The 16,723-nt window shown below is 66.1% G+C and carries 11 protein-coding genes; 6 read left to right on the top strand and 5 right to left on the bottom strand.

Features of this window, described 5'->3' with window-relative positions:
• Positions 1-38: 38 nt before the first annotated feature.
• Entirely contained in the window at positions 39-1,880 is a 1,842-nt protein-coding gene (locus ACT6Y9_RS00845) for an AMP-dependent synthetase/ligase (protein WP_443743172.1), read from the bottom strand.
• Positions 1,881-1,948: 68 nt separating this feature from the next.
• Positions 1,949-3,814, bottom strand: coding sequence for an AMP-dependent synthetase/ligase (locus tag ACT6Y9_RS00840; protein ID WP_295477469.1), 1,866 nt, complete (start codon positions 3,812-3,814; stop codon positions 1,949-1,951).
• A 1,767-nt stretch (positions 3,815-5,581) separates the two neighbouring features.
• On the opposite strand from ACT6Y9_RS00840, the gene ACT6Y9_RS00835 reads away from it, so the two are divergent.
• The 3 genes from ACT6Y9_RS00835 to ACT6Y9_RS00825 all read left to right on the top strand — a co-directional run bounded on the left by ACT6Y9_RS00835 (position 5,582) and on the right by ACT6Y9_RS00825 (position 8,781).
• A complete protein-coding gene (locus ACT6Y9_RS00835; RefSeq protein WP_295477467.1) occupies positions 5,582-7,621 on the top strand; it encodes a ribonucleoside triphosphate reductase in 2,040 nt (679 codons plus the stop codon).
• Between the two features lie 151 nt (positions 7,622-7,772).
• Entirely contained in the window at positions 7,773-7,973 is a 201-nt protein-coding gene (gene nrdD / locus ACT6Y9_RS00830; RefSeq protein ID WP_295477465.1) for an anaerobic ribonucleoside-triphosphate reductase, read from the top strand.
• A gap of 19 nt (positions 7,974-7,992) precedes the next feature.
• Positions 7,993-8,781: an anaerobic ribonucleoside-triphosphate reductase activating protein gene (locus ACT6Y9_RS00825; protein WP_443743171.1), complete on the top strand. Its 789-nt coding sequence runs from the start codon at positions 7,993-7,995 to the stop codon at positions 8,779-8,781.
• 116 nt (positions 8,782-8,897) lie between these two features.
• Here ACT6Y9_RS00825 and ACT6Y9_RS00820 read toward each other — a convergent pair whose 3' ends face one another.
• From ACT6Y9_RS00820 to ACT6Y9_RS00810, 3 genes are all read right to left on the bottom strand, one after another.
• Positions 8,898-9,173: an HU family DNA-binding protein gene (locus ACT6Y9_RS00820; RefSeq protein WP_295477461.1), complete on the bottom strand. Its 276-nt coding sequence runs from the start codon at positions 9,171-9,173 to the stop codon at positions 8,898-8,900.
• 736 nt (positions 9,174-9,909) lie between these two features.
• On the bottom strand, positions 9,910-10,962 hold the full coding sequence (locus ACT6Y9_RS00815; RefSeq protein ID WP_295477459.1) for a tetratricopeptide repeat protein: 1,053 nt from the start codon (positions 10,960-10,962) through the stop codon (positions 9,910-9,912).
• 22 nt (positions 10,963-10,984) lie between these two features.
• A complete protein-coding gene (locus ACT6Y9_RS00810; RefSeq protein ID WP_295477457.1) occupies positions 10,985-11,545 on the bottom strand; it encodes a hypothetical protein in 561 nt (186 codons plus the stop codon).
• A 148-nt stretch (positions 11,546-11,693) separates the two neighbouring features.
• Between ACT6Y9_RS00810 and ACT6Y9_RS00805 the strand changes: the two genes are divergently transcribed.
• From ACT6Y9_RS00805 to ACT6Y9_RS00795, 3 genes are all read left to right on the top strand, one after another.
• Positions 11,694-12,224 (top strand): hypothetical protein, encoded by a 531-nt coding sequence (locus ACT6Y9_RS00805; RefSeq protein ID WP_295477455.1) that lies wholly within the window; start codon positions 11,694-11,696, stop codon positions 12,222-12,224.
• Between the two features lie 230 nt (positions 12,225-12,454).
• Entirely contained in the window at positions 12,455-13,867 is a 1,413-nt protein-coding gene (locus ACT6Y9_RS00800; protein ID WP_443743170.1) for an MFS transporter, read from the top strand.
• A gap of 288 nt (positions 13,868-14,155) precedes the next feature.
• Positions 14,156-16,423 carry an inorganic phosphate transporter gene (locus tag ACT6Y9_RS00795; RefSeq protein ID WP_443743169.1) on the top strand — a complete coding sequence of 756 codons (2,268 nt, stop codon included), beginning with the start codon at positions 14,156-14,158 and terminating at the stop codon, positions 16,421-16,423.
• The last annotated feature ends 300 nt before the right edge of the window (positions 16,424-16,723 follow it).

The raw sequence follows: 16,723 nt of genomic DNA, 5'->3' as shown, positions 1-16,723 counted from the left end.
GGCGGCCGGGCCGCGTCCGCTGCGGCCCGGGGCTGCGCTCACGCCGTGGGGTGCCCGGCGTAGATCGCCTCGACCAACGTGCCCCAACGCTCGAGGATCTGCTTGCGGCGCGGCTTCATGGTCGGGGTGAGGAGGCCGTTCTCCACGGTGAAGGGCTCGCGCACGACCGCCACCGAGCGCGGGATGCCGTAGGAGGGGAAGTCCTTCGCCGCGGCACGCACGCGCTTCAGGAGCAGCCGCGCCATGGAGCGGTTCGTGAGCGTCTCGGGCGCCTCGGGGTCGAGCTCCATCTCCGCGCAGATCGACTTCCAGAGCTCGGGCTGCACGACCACGATCGCGCAGATGAAGGGGCGGTTCTCGCCGCAGACGAAGACCTGCTCGAAGAGAGGATCGGCCTGGATCGCGAACTCGAGGTCCACCGGGGCGATCTTCTCGCCCGTCGAGGTGACGATGATCTCCTTGATGCGCCCGCGGATGCGCACGCGCCCGCCGTCGGCGAGGTCGGCCTGGTCGCCCGTGCGGAACCAGCCGTCGGGCGTGAAGGCCGCGGCCGTGTCCGCGGGCCGCTTCCAGTAGCCCTTCATCACCTGCGGGCCCCTCACCTGGAGTTCGTCGCGCTCGCCCAAGCGCACCTCGGTGTCGGCGACGGGGTGTCCGACGCAGTCCGGGTGGTTCATTTGGGCTCCCGTGAAGGAGATGATCGGGCTCGTCTCGGTGAGACCGTAGACCTGCCGCACGGGAAGCCCCATCGCGCAGAAGTAGCGCGCGACCGTGCTGTTGAGGCTTGCGCCCCCGGCGAAGATCGCCTTGAAGCGCCCGCCGAAGGCGGCGCGCACCTTCGCGCCCACGTCCTCGTCGAGGATCGGAAGCACGGTTTCGTCGAGGTTTTCGCGGGTGGAGGGCTCGACGGGGAGCCCGTTTTCGCGGCAGAAGCGCCGCCAGCCCGCCTCGGCCGCCCAGGCGGCGACGTACTGGTCGTGCTCGGAGGATTTGCTGAGCGAGAGCTGCAGCTTCTGGTAGATGCGCTCGAGCACGCGCGGCACCGTGCACATGAGCGTCGGGTGGACCTCGGCGAGGTCCGCCTCGATGTGGGCGACGGAGCGCGCAAAGGCCATCGCCGCGCCGTGCGTGAGGGCGACGTAGTGCGCGACCGTGCGTTCGAAGGTGTGCGAAAAGGGCAGGAACGAGAGGTAGACGTCGGTTTCGTCCACGTCCACGCGCCCGGAGATCTGCCGGACGTTCGCGACCAGGTTCGCGTGCGTGAGCATCACGCCCTTGGGGCGCCCCGTGGTGCCCGAGGTGTAGATGAAGCCCGAGAGGTCCTCGGGCGCGGGCTCGGGCGGGAGCGCCTCGTCGGGAATGCCGTTGCCGCGGGCGAGCCACGCTTCGACGCCCACGACGTGCACGCCCGCGTCATCGTCGTCGGCGAGGTCGTTGATGAGGACCACTTCGCCGAGGTTCGCGAGCGCCTCCTCGGCGGCCGCCGCGTGGATCGCATTCCAGCGCGCCCGCGAGCTCGTCACGAGGATGCGGCTTTCGCTGTCGCCGAGGATGTAGGCGGAGGAGCCCGGGGTGTCGATCGCGTGGAGCGGCACCGGCACGAGGCCGGCGGCGAGGGCCGCCTGGTCGAAGATCACCGCGTCGATGGAGTTCGTGAGAAGCATCGCCGCGCGGTCGCCCGGCCGCAGGCCCGCCGCATGGAAGGCGCGTCGCCAGCGCATGACCTCGAGGTGGTACTGGCTCCAGGTGACGGAGATCCAGCGGTTGTCCGCGTAGTCGAACTGCCGGAAGGCCTCGCGGTCGGGGAAGCGCGCCACGGTGCGGCGTAGGAGCTTCGGGATCGTGAGGGCGGGGTCGGCGAGAAAGGTGTTGTCGGTCATGCTTGGGGCGGACGGAATGGAGATGATGGGCGGACGGTCGGACCTGCGGGGGGAGGTGATCCCTCCCGTCAGGCCTTCTTCTTCGGCGTGATCGCCGCGTACATCGCCTCGATCTCGTCGGCGTAGCGGCGCGCCACCTTGGCGCGCTTCACCTTGAGGGTGGGCGTGAGGAGGCCGTTTTCAATCGTCCACGGGTCGCGCAGCAGCGTCACGACGCGCGGGACGCCGTAGTTGGGGAACCCGGCAGCGGCGGCCTTGATGCGCTTGATCGCGGCCTGGGTCGCCTCGCGCGAGGTGAGCGACGCGGGAGCCTCCGGGTCGAGCCCGAGTTCGGTGCAGAGCTTCTTCCACTCGTCGGGGTTCACCACCGCAACCATGCCGATGCAGGGGCGGTCGTCGCCCACGGCCATCGTCTGGTCGAAGAGGCGGTCGCATTCAACGGCGGCCTCGAGGTCCGCGGGCGGAACCTTCTCGCCCGAACTCGTGACGATGATCTCCTTGATGCGGCCGGTGATGCGGATGTGGCCGTCCGAATAGATGTCGGCGACGTCGCCCGTCGAGAGCCAGCCGTCGTCGGAGAGGATCGCGCGGGTCGCGTCCTCGCGGTTCCAGTAGCCCTGCATCACGGAGGGACCGCGCACCTGCAGCTCCCCTTCGGGGGAGAGGCGCACCTCGAGGTTGTCGAGCGCCGGACCGACGGTGGTGGGGTGGTTCGAGCCCACGCGGTTCACCGCGATGATGGGGCTCGTCTCGGTCATGCCGTAGCCCTGGATGATGGGCACGCCGAGACCGAGGAAGACGCGCGCGACGTTGGGATTGAGCGCGGCGCCGCCCGAGATGTAGATGTGGATGCGGTCGCCGAAGACGTCGCGCAGCTTTTTACCGACCTTGCGGTCGAGGAAGCCGGCGACGAGCGGATCCATCCAGGCGCGGCCCGAGGGTTCGACGGGCAGCCCGTTCTCACGGCAGAAGCGCCGCCAGCCCACCTCGACGGCCCAGTCGAAGAGCCAACGCACGAACCCGCTCTGCTTGGCGAGCCCGTCGCGCAGCTTGCCGTAGATCATGTCGTAGACGCGCGGGACGCTCATGAGAATCGTCGGGCGGATCGTCTTCAGGTCGTCCGCGAGCGCCGCGATCGAGCGGTTGAAGGCGAGCGTGAGGCCGCAGCCGAGCGCCATGTAGTAGGACGCGGTGCGCTCGAAGGTGTGCGAGAGGGGCAGGAACGAGAGCAGCGTCTCTTCGCTGCGCGGCTGCAGGCTCCCGAGCACGCCGCGCAGGTTGCTCATGATGTTGCGGTGCGTGAGCATCACGCCCTTGGGGTTCCCGGTCGTGCCCGACGTGTAGACGAGCGCGGCGAGGTCCGTCGGCCGCGGCCCCGGGGGGAGCGGCGCATCGGGCGTCTTCGCGAGGAACGTTTCGAGCGACATCATCGGAATCGGCGCGTCCGGATCGTCGCAGAAGTCGTCGTTCGTGATGACGACGAGCTTGAGGTTGGGCAGCTCACCCGTTTCGCGGATCTGGCGCCACTTGAGCTTCTTGTTCGTGACGAGGATCTGCGCGCCGGAGTCGTTCAGGATGTAGGCGGAGCTCTTCGGCGTGTCGATCGCGTGCAACGGCACGGGCGTCAGGGCGTTGGCGAGCACGGACTGGTCGAAGAGGACCGCCTCCATGCAGTTCGGCAACAGCATCGCCGCGCGGGCGCCGCGCTCGAGCCCGAGGCCCGCGAGGGCGTGGCGCCAGCGCTCGACTTCGTCCCAGGCCGCGCGGAAGGTCCAGTCGCGCCAGGCCTTCGCCTTGGGATCCCAGGACTTCCAGCCGACCGCGTCGGGGCGCTTTTCAACCTGATGGGCGAGGAGCTCCGGAACGGTGGAGAGCACGTCGAGCTCGCGGATTCGGCGCAGGCCTTCTTCTTCTTGGGACTGGAGGGTGTTCATGGCTCTTCTTAGGGTTTGCGGCAGGGCGGTCCCGGAACGTCAGGCGGTTCCGGAGCCGCAGGGCGGCGCGTCGGGCGGCCGATGCGTCATGTTCTTTTCGCGCGGCGGCGCGTCGTCCGGAAGGTTCGTCTCATCCTTCCGGGCGGGCAGGGCCGCCGCTCTTCATTTGCGGCAAAGACGCCCGGGGCGCAGCCGCGCAAAGCCGCGGCGTCACGGGCCCTGAAGCGGGACGTCTTCAGATTGGCATTTTATCGGTCCCCGAGCGGAGCCTGAGGGCGCGGGGCGCAGGCAGGAGCCGCGCGTCGGCGCGTCGGCCCGACGGATGAGGTCCGCGGCGCTGATCCCGGACGCCTCCCGGAAGGCCTCGCCAAACAGGACCTCTGGAGCCCATTTTTATACGTGAAAAAGCGTATTCGCGCCAAATGAACGTCGCCTTAAAATGCACCGAATTGGTGAATTTCATCGGTTAATAACTAATGGAAAACCCTTGGAATGCACCAATAAGATGAATTTTATAACATTGAAGTTAGGGTTTGCATGAGAGATGTAAAAAGCGTAACTTTAGTTCCGCAGCGGAACAAAACAAATGCACATGCGTTGCTCCTCAAGCGCAATAAGGTGGTGTGGTTGGTCCTGCATCATTCTTCACAAGCTGCATACAAAGGGCTGATGACGGAAAGGGACGTCATCAGCCCTTTTTATGTCCGTCGTCCACGCATGTCCGCGTGCGTCGCCCACGGCGCCGCGGCCCGGCGCCGTGGGCGCCCCGCGCCCACATTCCGGGTCGCCGCCTGTGTGATCCGCGCCCCGGCAGATCCGGGTGAGGAGGGACGAGGCTCCTGCACGCCGTTTCGGGGCTCTCCTCCGGAGCCGGGGCACGGCGGTGCGGCCCGCCCTCCGGAACTCCGGAGGCTCTGCCGGCAGGGGAACCCGCCGAGGCGACCAGAGGGGGCGGGAGGCTCCGGCAGGTTCGAAAGGCCGCTTTTTTGCACATACATTTGACATAGGTCAAATGCGTCGTGTGGTCGTCACCGCACCGTCATGCGGCGTCGGGGTGCCACGGGCTTTCGGTCCGTCACACGTGTTTCTGCGTAGGTTTCGGGCGCTTCGAGCCCGCTGCGCACGACTTTTCGGACCTTGCTGCGGGGCCTAGACAAAAAAAGCCCGCGGTGCAGAAGCATCGCGGGCTAGAACAACATTCGGGCGCGGCATGCTTGCATTAGCAATGACGGCCGGCTTGACGCTTGGGCGGCCATTCCAATACAGCCCCTCGGAAGCGCCCGATGTCGACGCACGCCTTGCCGGCTCCAACGAGCCGGAAGGAGGAATTGATCCGATATGTATTCTAGGCATTTCATCCTAGAAGGATGGTGAGGATTATCCCTTGCGCCCTCGGAGCGGTGATCTTTCCACACGGAGAAGCACTCCATCTCAAGATCGACGTCGAGGTCAGGGATAACCCTAGGAAGGTCCTCCCTGAAGACCAGGCGCTCCGATGCCCGGCCTTTTCCGGCTGCACGTGTACGTTTGTCTCCATCGGGAAAACACGGGGAGAGGCCCGCTTCCTCGACAAATGGGGAGCGCAACGGGCGGCGCCTGCGGCGGCGCGCCGGGACTGCTCCTCACGGGGGAGGCGCGGAGGGAGGGCGTCCGCTATACTTTCCGCAACGCCTCAGAGGGACCACAACCTATGGTGAGTTCTGCATGGAAGAACTACCATAAGTTGTCGTCCCTTTATTTCATCCTGTTTTTTCTGGAAACTGAACGATGACCAGTGCTCTGCCCCTGCACCTCCTCAAGCGCGATGGGTCCGTGAGGGACTTCGACCCCGAAAAGATCGTGAAGGCGGTCGCCAAGGCCGGCCGCGCGACGAAGGAGTTCGACGACGCGAAGGCCCGCCGGATCGTCGAGGAACTCGTGCTGCCGCGCCTCACGAACCACGACGCCTCGCGCACGCCCTCGATCGAATGGGTGCAGGACGCCGTCGAGCACGCGCTCTTCGACGCGGGGTGCTTCACGACGCTGCGCGCCTACATCGTGTACCGCGAATCGCGCGCGAAGGCGCGCGACGCGAAGAAGAGCTGGGTGAACGTCGAGAGCTCGATCAACGAGTACCTCGACCAGCTCGACTGGCGCGTGAACGCGAACGCCAACCAGGGCTATTCGCTAGGCGGCCTCATCCTCAACGTCTCGGGGAAGGTGGTCGCCAACTACTGGCTCAACTTCATCTACCCGCCCGAAGTGGGCCGTGCGCACCGCGAGGCGGACGTGCACGTCCACGACCTCGACATGCTCTCGGGCTACTGCGCCGGGTGGTCGCTGCGCACGCTCCTGCAGGAGGGCCTGAACGGCGTCTCCGGCAAGGTCGAGGCGAATCCCCCGAAGCACCTCTCTTCGGCGACCGGACAGATCGTCAACTTCCTCGGGACCATGCAGAACGAATGGGCGGGCGCGCAGGCGTTCTCGTCCTTCGACACGTACCTCGCGCCCTTCATCCGTAAGGACAACCTCCCCTACCACGAGGTCTTGCAGTGCATCCAGGAGCTCATCTACAACCTCAACGTCCCCTCGCGCTGGGGCACGCAGACCCCGTTCACGAACCTCACCTTCGACTGGACCTGCCCGCATGACCTGCAGGGCGAGCACCCGGTGATCGGGGGCGAGACCATGCCCTTCACCTACGGCGAACTTCAGGCCGAGATGGACATGATCAACCGCGCCTACATCGAGGTGATGATGAAGGGCGACGCCAAGGGTCGCGTCTTCACGTTCCCGATTCCGACCTACAACATCACGCCGGACTTCGACTGGGACAGCCCCAATGCGCTGCGACTCTTCGACATGACGGCGCGCTACGGGTTGCCGTACTTCCAGAACTTCATCAATTCGGAACTCAAGCCCAACATGATCCGCTCGATGTGCTGCCGCCTGCAGCTCGATCTGCGCGAACTCCTCAAGCGCGGCAACGGGCTCTTCGGTTCGGCCGAGCAGACCGGGTCCCTCGGCGTCGTGACGATCAACTGCGCGCGCTTGGGGTACCTCTTCAAGGGCGACGAGAAGCACCTCTACGAGCGCCTCGACCAGCTCCTCGAGCTCGCGAAGACGAGCCTTGAGATCAAGCGCAAGGTGATTCAGCGCCACATCGATCAGGGGCTCTTCCCCTACACGAAGCGCTACCTCGGGACGTTGCGGAACCACTTCTCCACGATCGGCGTGAACGGCATCAACGAGATGATCCGCAACTACACCGACGACCGCGACGACATCACGACCGAATGGGGCCACGCCTTCGCGCTCGCCTTCCTCGACCACGTCCGAGAAAAGCTCGTCGCCTTCCAGGAGGAGACGGACCACATGTACAACCTCGAGGCGACGCCTGCGGAGGGCACGACCTACCGCTTCGCGAAGGAAGACCGCAAGCGCTTCCCCGGGATCATCCAGGCGGGCACCCCCTCCAACCCCTACTACACGAACTCCTCGCAGCTCCCGGTGAACTTCACCGACGATCCCTTCGAGGCCCTTGAGCGTCAGGACGACCTGCAGCGCAAGTACACCGGCGGCACCGTGCTCCACCTCTACATGAACGAGGCGGTGAGCTCGCCCGAGGCATGCCGCGATCTCGTGCGGCGCGCCCTCACCAACTTCCGCCTGCCCTACATCACGATCACGCCCACCTTCTCGATCTGCCCGAAGCACGGGTATCTCTCGGGCCGTCACGACTTTTGTCCGAAGTGCGACGCGGAACTGATCGCCCGCAAGCGCCGCGCGCTCGAGAAGGCGCAGGCCGCCCGCGAAGCGGCGAACTGACGGGGCAGCGCTGCTGTCGGCACAAGATCCTGTATGTTTCGCCGCAGCGATATGCAGGATCTTGGGTGCGGAAAGGAAAAATCAATCACGCCGGAAGGGCTGCGGCTGATAAGATGGCCTCTCCCCGGAAGAAAGCTCAATGGAGATGAACATGACTCAGGAAACCCAGCAGATCGAACTCAAGGAGAGCGAACGCCAGAAGTGCGAGGTCTGGACCCGCGTGATGGGCTATCACCGTCCGGTGCAGAGCTTCAACATCGGCAAGAAGGGCGAGTTCAACGAACGCGTCTGCTTCACCGAGAAGAGCGCCGCGCACCACGGCGCCATCGCCGGCACCTGCTGCGGCCGCTGACCGCCGGCATGTCCCCCGCATGATTGAAATCCAACCCCGGGAGGGATCGGTCCCTCCGGGCGATTCGAAAGCACCCGTGATCCCGGCCGCGCGTCTGCGCGTCGCCGGGATCACCCCTTTCACGACCATTGATTTTCCGGGGAAGCTCTCGGCGGTGGCGTTCCTCCAGGGGTGTCCCTGGAGGTGCATCTACTGCCAGAACCCGTGGATGCAGCCCGCGGACTTCGACCCCGCGTATGAACACGACTCGTGGGAGAAGCTCGAGGCGCTCCTCAGGCGTCGGCGGGGGCTCCTCGACGCCGTGGTCTTCTCCGGGGGCGAGCCCACCGCGGACCCGGCGCTTCCCGCGGCGATGCGCGCCGTGCGGGACATGGGCTTTGCCGTGGGGCTTCACACCGCGGGAATCCTCCCGCATAGGCTCGCCGACGTCCTGCCCCTCACCGACTGGGTGGGGCTCGACGTCAAGGCGCCGCCCGAAGACGCGGTGCTCTATGAACGGGTCGCGGGCCGCAGGCATGCCGCGGCGCACTTCCTCGAATCCTTCCGCCTGATCCGGGAGTCGGGCGTCGCCTTGGAGTGCCGCACCACCGCGCACCCGGACTGGCTCTCGGACGAGAAGCTCCTCGAGGTGGGCCGTTGGCTCGAAGACCGGGGCGTCGAGACCTTCGCGCTCCAGATTCACCGCAATCCTCCCGGGGAGCTCATAGCGCGCTTCCCCGCGGTCGGGGCGGACTATCCGGCGCCCGAGACGATGGACTGGTTCCGGGCGCACTTCGCGCACTTCATCGAGCGGCGCAACGACCGCTGACCACCGTTCCAATAGAGCAAGGGCGGGCCCCTCAGCCGGGAGTCCGCCCTTGCTCTATTCCGCCGCGCTTCGTCGGGGGAGCCGCCGCAGCGCGGCGGCGTCCGAAGAGGGATGCGTCAGCGGTTGATCATCTCCTTGAAGCCCGTGCCGGGGACGAACTTCGGCTTGAGCGCCGCGGGGATGTGTATCTGACCGCCCGTCGCGGGGTTGCGGCCGATGCGCGGGGCGCTCTCGACGCTCTTGAAGGTGCCGAAGCCGATCAGCGTCACCGATTCGCCGCGGCGGACGGCGGCGATGATCTCCTCGAGCATGCTCACGATGATGCGGTCCACTTCAGCCTTGCTCGCGGTGTTGCGGGCGGCTACGCGGTCAACAAGTTCTTGACGGTTCATGATGAGTTCCTTGGAGAATGAGCAGGGTTCGGAGGACCGTCCTTCGGGGCTTGAGGAGGCACCCCGCACGCGTTCGGGTGGAATCCTCGGCGGCGGGACTAAGCCTATCGGGAGCGCAGGGAAGCCGCGCCACCGCGCGCTGATTCCGACTGTATTGGATCAACTCTAACACCTGCCGGAGCGGCAACTCTCCCTGCCGCCCGAGATCACACGCCCTCAATTTGCGCCTACTCAAAAAAATCCGCTTTCGATCTTCGAGCCTTGAAACCGTTATTGAGCGTAATCGAGGGTAAACCCTGTACCCTGAGATAAGTAGATGAGGCCGACAAGAAGTGTAAAGGCAATCTAAGGACGACTTTGAGGAAGCTCAAATGGTGCAAATTTTTACATGAGAAACAGCCCATATTTCCTGCACGGTCGGGTTTTCCATGGGACAATGTCTTCGTCGCGAGAAATCGCGACAGCTGTCTCGGGCAACTGAGACATCTCCTTTGGTGGTATTTTCAGAGTCATTGCTTCGGTGCAGACCCGGCGTAGGACGGTGGAGTTCTCCACCGCGTTCGTCTGAAGGCCATTCGGCGCAGAATCCGGATGTTCTTCAGACGAAGGCCGGTTCGTTAGAGCCGACAATGACTCTTTTTTTGTCTGCAGCAAGCGCTGCGCCTTCTCTGCGGTCCCCTTTGCGGTCTTCTCTGCGGCCTCTTTCAGAGGCCTCTGCGCAACCCTTCGGACTGCCTCAGCGCTCCCGGCGCGGGATGAGGGCTTCGAGGAGCTCCTTGGGGCGCGCTTGAGCGAGGAGCGCCGCACCGTCGCGGCGCTCCTCCGCCGTGAGCTGCCCTTCCAACATCCGCGCGAGCGGCCCCGAATCCGCGTCGCCGAGGCGCTGCGCCCAGAGAAAGAGCGTCCAGGCGCGCGCGGGGGAGAGCGGGAGGCCGTTTCCGGTCATCAGAAAGCCGGCGAGCATCGCGGCGGCCTTGGCAGAGCCCCCTTCAGCCGCGCGGCAGAGCCACCGCACGGCCTCGCGCTGATCGACCGACCCGCCCGCACCCGACCAACTCGCCACGCCGATGCGGAACTGCGCCTCGACGATGCCGGAGAAGGCCGCCTCGCGCATCCAGCGGCGGCTCTTTGCCGGATCACGCGCGCCCGCGTCGCGCCGGCGCAGGAGTTCGGCAAGTTCGTACTGCGCGGCCGGAAGTCCCGCCTTCGCCGCGTCTTCGAGCCACTTCGCCGCGGCTTCGTCGTTCTTCTCAGTCCCTTCCCCCTTGCGGTACATGCGGCCCGCGGCGAGCGCAGACGCGGCGTCGCCCTGCGCGGCGGCGAGTCGCAGCCAATAGAGCGCCTTCGCTTCGTTCTTCGGCGTTCCGACGCCCAATGCACAGGCCTTCGCGAGGTCGGTCTGCGCAGGCAGGCTCCCGCGGAGCGCCGCCTCTTCGAGAAGCCGCACGCCTTCGGTGAGGTTCTGCTTCATCCCCTGGCCGCGCAGGTGGAGGAGTGCGAGGAGGTGCAGGCCCTCCCGGGAGCCTGCGGCGGCGGACTTCCTGAGGAGCAGCAGCGCGCGGCGGTTTTTGCGCGCGTCGGGGTCTTCGGTGAGGAGCCGCCGCGCGAGCTCGGCCTGTGCGGTCGGGTCTCCCGCACGGGCCTGCGATTCAATGCGCTCGAGCGCCGCGATCGCCTCGCCCCCGGTGAGGGGTCGCGGGCGGGCGACGCCGCCCAGAAGATCGAGCACGGGCTCGGTGAAGGCGGCCGGACGGGGAATCTCAAAGAGCGGATCCGGGCGCTTGGGCATGGCGGGGGGAGAGGAGTGAGTGCTACTTGCCCGCTTCGCCGCTCTTCGGGGCGGCGGGCGGCAGGGGTTCGACCACCGGGTCGCCGCCTTCCTTCGGAACGCGGATCACGACGCCGGAGTCGTCGGCTTTGGGCGCCTCGACGCCGGGCATCGGGTCGATGCCCGCCAGGGCGAGGCCGACGGTGATCGTGAAGGTGACGAGGCTCCATGCGACCCAGCCGCCGAGCCCGAGGAAGATCGGCCGGCCCATGGGGAGCGGATCGTAGTCGCGGCCCACGACGCGCGCGCAGTGTGCGAGCTGCTGCCAGCCCGAGGTGAGCATCCACGCGCCCCAGAGCACGATCAGGAAGTAGGGCCCGAGCCAGTTCATCACGGGCTCGTTGCGGAAGATGGTCTGCATCACCAGGTAGACGAGGAGGAGCCAGAAGGTCGAGCGGATCCACATCCGGCTCGCCGCGGCGTTTTCCGGTTTGCCGAGGTTCATCCAGTTGCGCGCCTGGAGTGCGGCGCCGAAGATCGGCGTGAAGATGAGCGCGGCGGCGCAGACGAGCTTGGGGTTGTAGAGGGCGGGACGCTGGGACATGGCTGCAGGACGGGAATGACTGTTTCTCCGAGCCCGAGATTGTACCAACGGGTGGCCCTGCGCCCGAAGCCGGAGAACTGCGTTAACCTTTTCCTTCTCGACAACGCACGCAGAACCAGCCATGGTCTCCAGGAAAGCATCCGCGCGCATGAGCGCTCTTCTTTCAGTCGTCTTCGCCGCCGCGCTCCTTGGCGGATGCGCGGGCGGGCCCGTGCTCGACGCGGACCTCTCGGCGCGCTCGCAGGACCCCGCGGGCCTCGTGACGGGGCTTCCCGCCCAGGGCGAGACGGTCTGCCTTGCGCCGGGGACGGAGAACTCGAGCGAATTCGAGCTGGCGCTGCGCCGGGCGCTCCACGACCACGGCTACCGCGCGGTGTTCCTGCAGCCCACCGAGGAGCCCGATGCGAAGCGCTGCCGCTTTCATCTCCTCCTCACCGGCGCGCGCGTCTGGACGCCCGGAGACCTCCCCGAGAAGATCACGCTCGACTACCGCGACCTCTACACGGGCGAGACGCAGCGCGCCCAATGGCGCCGCACGCCCGCCGAACAGGCCTGGCGGCGCACGGGCACGGGGGCCGCTGGGGACGACGCCTCCAATCCCCTCGTCTCGGGCCTCTACGGCGACGTGAACCTCATCATGCGCCACCTCGTCGACCAGCTCTTTCCCTTCGTGCGCTGAAGCTCATTCCAACTTTCGCCGCGAAGTATGTACTAACGTCCGCCGATGCGGGAGCAGGCCGCCAAAGCTCTCCCCTGAGGGGTAGCATTATCTCTGTTGAGGCCGGCTCATCCGGTTTTGCAGCCCCCTCCACCCCGAATCCCTCACGGGAGGCGCGGCGGCCGCTCGCTACGGGCGCGCCGGCATGGAGACCCTTCTCCGTCGTCCTCCCCGCCCCAGACGAAGCCGTCATGACCGAGCCCAACGAGACCCCAGAAAAGAAGAACAATCCCCCGGGAGCGGAGCGCGCCCGGGCGCGCGCCAAGCTCGAGGAGGCGCAGCACGCCGAGCACGAAGCGGCGGGCATTTATGATGAACCCCACGAGATCGCCTTCGAGGGCGCCGAACCCAGCGCCCCGAAGGCGGCGCGGGAGGCCGAGGAGCAGCGTGAAATCCTCGCCAACTGGAAGACGACGCTCGCGATCCTCACGGCCGCGACCGTGCTGATGTCGCTCTCCTACACGATGCTCATCCCGTTCCTGCCGATGTACCTCCTCGAGGAGCTCCACGTCAGTCAGGACGACGTCAACCTCTGGTCGGGCCTCGTCTTCTCCGTCTCGTTCCTCATCTCGGGCGTGATGGCGCCCATCTGGGGCGCGATGGCCGACAAGAAGAGCAAGAAGCTCATGGCCGTGCGCGCGGCGATCCTGCTCTCCATTTCCTATGGGCTCGGAGGGATCGTCCAGAACGAGTGGCAGCTCCTTGCGGTGCGCGCCTTCCAGGGCTTCGCCGCAGGCCTCTGGCCCGCGTGCCTCGCGATCATCTCGAGTTCGGTCCCGAAGGAGCGCCTCGGGTTCTCCCTGGGCACCATGCAGGCGGGCCTCACCGCGGGCGGCGTGATCGGGCCCCTCGTGGGCGGTCTTCTCGCTGAAGCTTTCGGCATGCGCGCGACCTTCTTCCTCGGATCCGCGTCGCTCTTCATCATCTCGCTGATGATCATCTTCAAGGTGCGCGAGCCGAGGCGGAAGAAGCCGGCGGCTGACGCCCCGGCGCGCCCCAAGACCAATCTGCTCAAAGTTCCCGTGGTGCAGCGCATGCTCATCACCGCGGGCGTCGTGCAGATGACGATTCTGCTGCTGCAGCCCGTGCTCCCGCTTTACGTCGGGGAGCTCCAGGGGAGTATGGATCGGCTCGTCCTCGTCACCGGCATCCTCTTCTCAGTCGTGGGCGTCTCGGGCGTGATCGCCTCGCCCATCTGGGGCGTGGCGGGACAGAAGTTCGGCTACCGGCCGGTCCTCTACCTCGCGCTCCTCGGGTCCGCGGTCTTCGGCATGGTGCAGGCGATTCCCGACACGCTCATCGCGTTCGGCATCTGGCGCTTCATCGGCGGCCTCGCCTTCGCCGGGATCTTCCCCGCGATCAACGCCGTGCTCACGAACTCCACGGGTCCCGAGGATCGCGGCCGCATCTTCGGGCTCTCCTACGCCGCGCAGCAGGTCGGGAGCGTGATCGGGCCGATCGCGGGCGGCGCCTTCGCGATGTGGTTCTCGATCAAGGCGGTGGTCTTCCTCTCGGGCTTCGTGTTGCTGCCGATGGTGGTCTGGCTCTACCTCAAGCGCCCGCACGTCGAGCCCTCGATGCGCGGCGTCTCGAAGAAGTTGTGAGCGCGTCCCGAGCCCGCGGCGGCGCCGGACCGGCGTGCGGCGCCGCGGGACCGCTCCTCCCATAGGCTACGCCTTTCGGCAGGATTGCCCGGACGGAAGAGCCTCTCCTACAATGCGCACCGTTAGTGTTCGTTTGATATTCGAACGACCGGGCCCGCCCAAAGCTTCGGCGCAACCGCAGGAAAAGTCCGATCCGACGACCCGTTTACGGGGGCGGAGGATGTCGACTGGTGAAGCGGTGAAGATGGTGAAGCGGCGAAGCGCCCGAATGAGTCATCTGGGGCCAACGTGGACATATTCCTCTACATCGTTCTCGCGCTGCTTGCGGCGCTCGCCATCTGCGACCTCTTCGTCGGCGTCTCCAACGACGCGGTGAACTTCCTCAACTCCGCCGTAGGCTCGCGCACCGCGCCCTTCTGGGTGATCCTCGCCGTTGCGAGCGCGGGCGTGCTCCTCGGCGCCACCTTCTCCTCGGGGATGATGGAGATCGCCAAGACGGGCGTTTTCGTCCCGGAGATGCTCACCTTCAAGGAGGTGATGGTCATCTTCTGCGCGGTGATTGTGACGGACGTGCTGCTCCTCAACACCTTCAACTCCCTGGGGCTGCCGACCTCCACGACCGTCTCGATCGTCTTCGAGCTCCTGGGCGGAACGCTTGCCGTCGCCTGCTGGAAGATCTGGACGAGCGGGGCGCCGATGACCGAGCTCGGGCAGTACGTCAACTCCGGCAAGGCCCTCGCGATGATCATGGGCATCCTCGTCTCGGTGATCGTCGCCTTCTTCTCGGGCCTCGTCGTGCAGTACGTGCTGCGCCTCATCTTCACCTTCCAGTATCAGCGCATCTACCGCTGGCTCGGGGGGCTTTACGGCGCGGCCTCGCTCACCGCGATCCTCTACTTCCTCGTGATGAAGGGCGCACGCGGCGCGAGCTTCATGCAGATCGAGTGGATCGAATGGATGGATGCGAACACCGAGGCGATCCTGACCGGCGTCTTCGCCTTCTGGTTCGTGGTGCTGCAGGCGGCGATCCTGCTGTTGCGCGCGAACATCTTCCCCTTCATCATCCTCGCGGGCACCTTCGCGCTCGCCTTCGCCTTCGCCGGCAACGACCTCGTGAACTTCGTGGGCGTGCCGGTCGCGGCTCTGGACAGCTTCAACATCCTGGCGGCGACGCCCGGCGCTGATCCCGCGGAGATGACGATGAGCGGGCTGCGCGAAGTCACCCACACCCCGACCCTGATCCTCGCGTTCTCGGGCATCGTGATGTGCCTCACGCTCTGGTTCTCGAAGAAGGCCCACCGCGTGATCCGCACGTCGGTGAACCTCTCGTCGGCCACGCGCGGCGGCAAGGAGCAGTTCGGCTCCTCGCTCCCGGCGCGCATCATGGTGAGGAGCGCCCTGCGCACCAACGAAGTGATCCATCAGATCATTCCGCGCTCGGTCTTCGCCGCGATCGACACGCGCTTCGTGAAGCCTCGTCCGAAGCCGGGCGAGACGGAACTGCCGTTCGATGAGCTGCGCGCGAGCGTGAATCTCGTGCTCGCCGCGACGCTGATCGCGTCCGCCACCGCGATGAAGCTTCCGCTCTCGACCACCTACGTCACCTTCATGGTCGCGATGGGGTCGTCGCTCTCCGACCGCGCCTGGGACCGCGAGAGCGCCGTCTACCGCATTTCGGGCGTCCTCACGGTGATCACGGGGTGGTTCCTCACGGCCTTCACGGCCGCGACGGCCTGCGGGTTCGTCGCCACCTTGATGTCCCTCTGGGGGCAGCCCGTGATTCTCATCGGCATGCTCACGGCGCTCGCCGTCATCGTGAAGACCAACTTCCTCACGAAGGGCGAACCCGAGGAGATCATCGAAACGACGCGCCAGATCGACCGCGGCGACCAGGAGTCGATCTGCGAACTGCTCACCACGAACGTCAACGTCTACGTCCACCGCACGCTCACGGACTTCGCCGAGGGGCTCGAGGCGTTCCTCCACGAAGACTCCGAGGCGCTCGTGCGCTACAAGGCCGACGCCATCTCGCTCATGGACGAGATCTCCGAGCGGCGCAGCGCCTACTACTCGATGGCGCTCCAAGGGGGCGGCAAAAAGCGCGACCGCGATGCGCGCAACTTCTACTACCGCGCCTTCACGAGCATGAAGGAGGTGAGCCATTCGCTGCGCGATCAGCTCGGCGTCGCCGAAAACTACGTCGCCAACAGCCACTCGCCCTTCACGGGGAAGATGCGTGAGAACGCGATCCTGCTCGCCAAGGACATCCAGCAGGTGCGCGACGACTTCACGCCGCAGGCCTGCACGCGGATCCTCGAACACCTCGACGAGGCGCAGCAGAGCTTCCTCGTGCAGATCGGCGACGAGCACATTTCGCTGCGCAAGAGCGAGCTCTACCTCGGGTTTCTGCTCTTCGCCCGCGAGCTCCTCAACCGCTTCATGATGGTGAAGCTCCTGCAGACGGAGCTTGAGGCGGAGACCGCGAAGACCGCCGCGGCCCTCGCCGAAGGCCGCAGGGGCGGCGGCTCCAACGGCGCGTCTAGTCAAAGCGCTTGATGCGGCCGATTCCGTCCTTCCATAAAATCTTCCGGGCCGGTCCTCACGATTGAGAGCCGACCCGGATTGTCTTTGCGGCGCTCCTCCCTTTTCAACGGGACCAGACGCCCTCCCTGCAAGTTTGAGGAAGAGGTCAACTACCCCGGCCTGAAGGCCGAGGCTTGTGAAAGCAGGTCTAGTTGACCAGCCTCAGTTCTTTAAGAACTACGTTGCAGACAGGTTCAAGACCCACTCCGGGATGCTTCCTCAGTTCCGGACCCTGGAAGTCTCGAAAGCAGACAAGCATTGGGTACGCACGAA

This window comes from Sutterella sp. (assembly GCF_052272535.1).
In the GTDB taxonomy this organism is placed as follows: domain Bacteria; phylum Pseudomonadota; class Gammaproteobacteria; order Burkholderiales; family Burkholderiaceae_F; genus Sutterella.
Note: the sequence above shows the minus strand (reverse complement) of the source record. Positions and strands in the feature narration are given on the sequence as shown.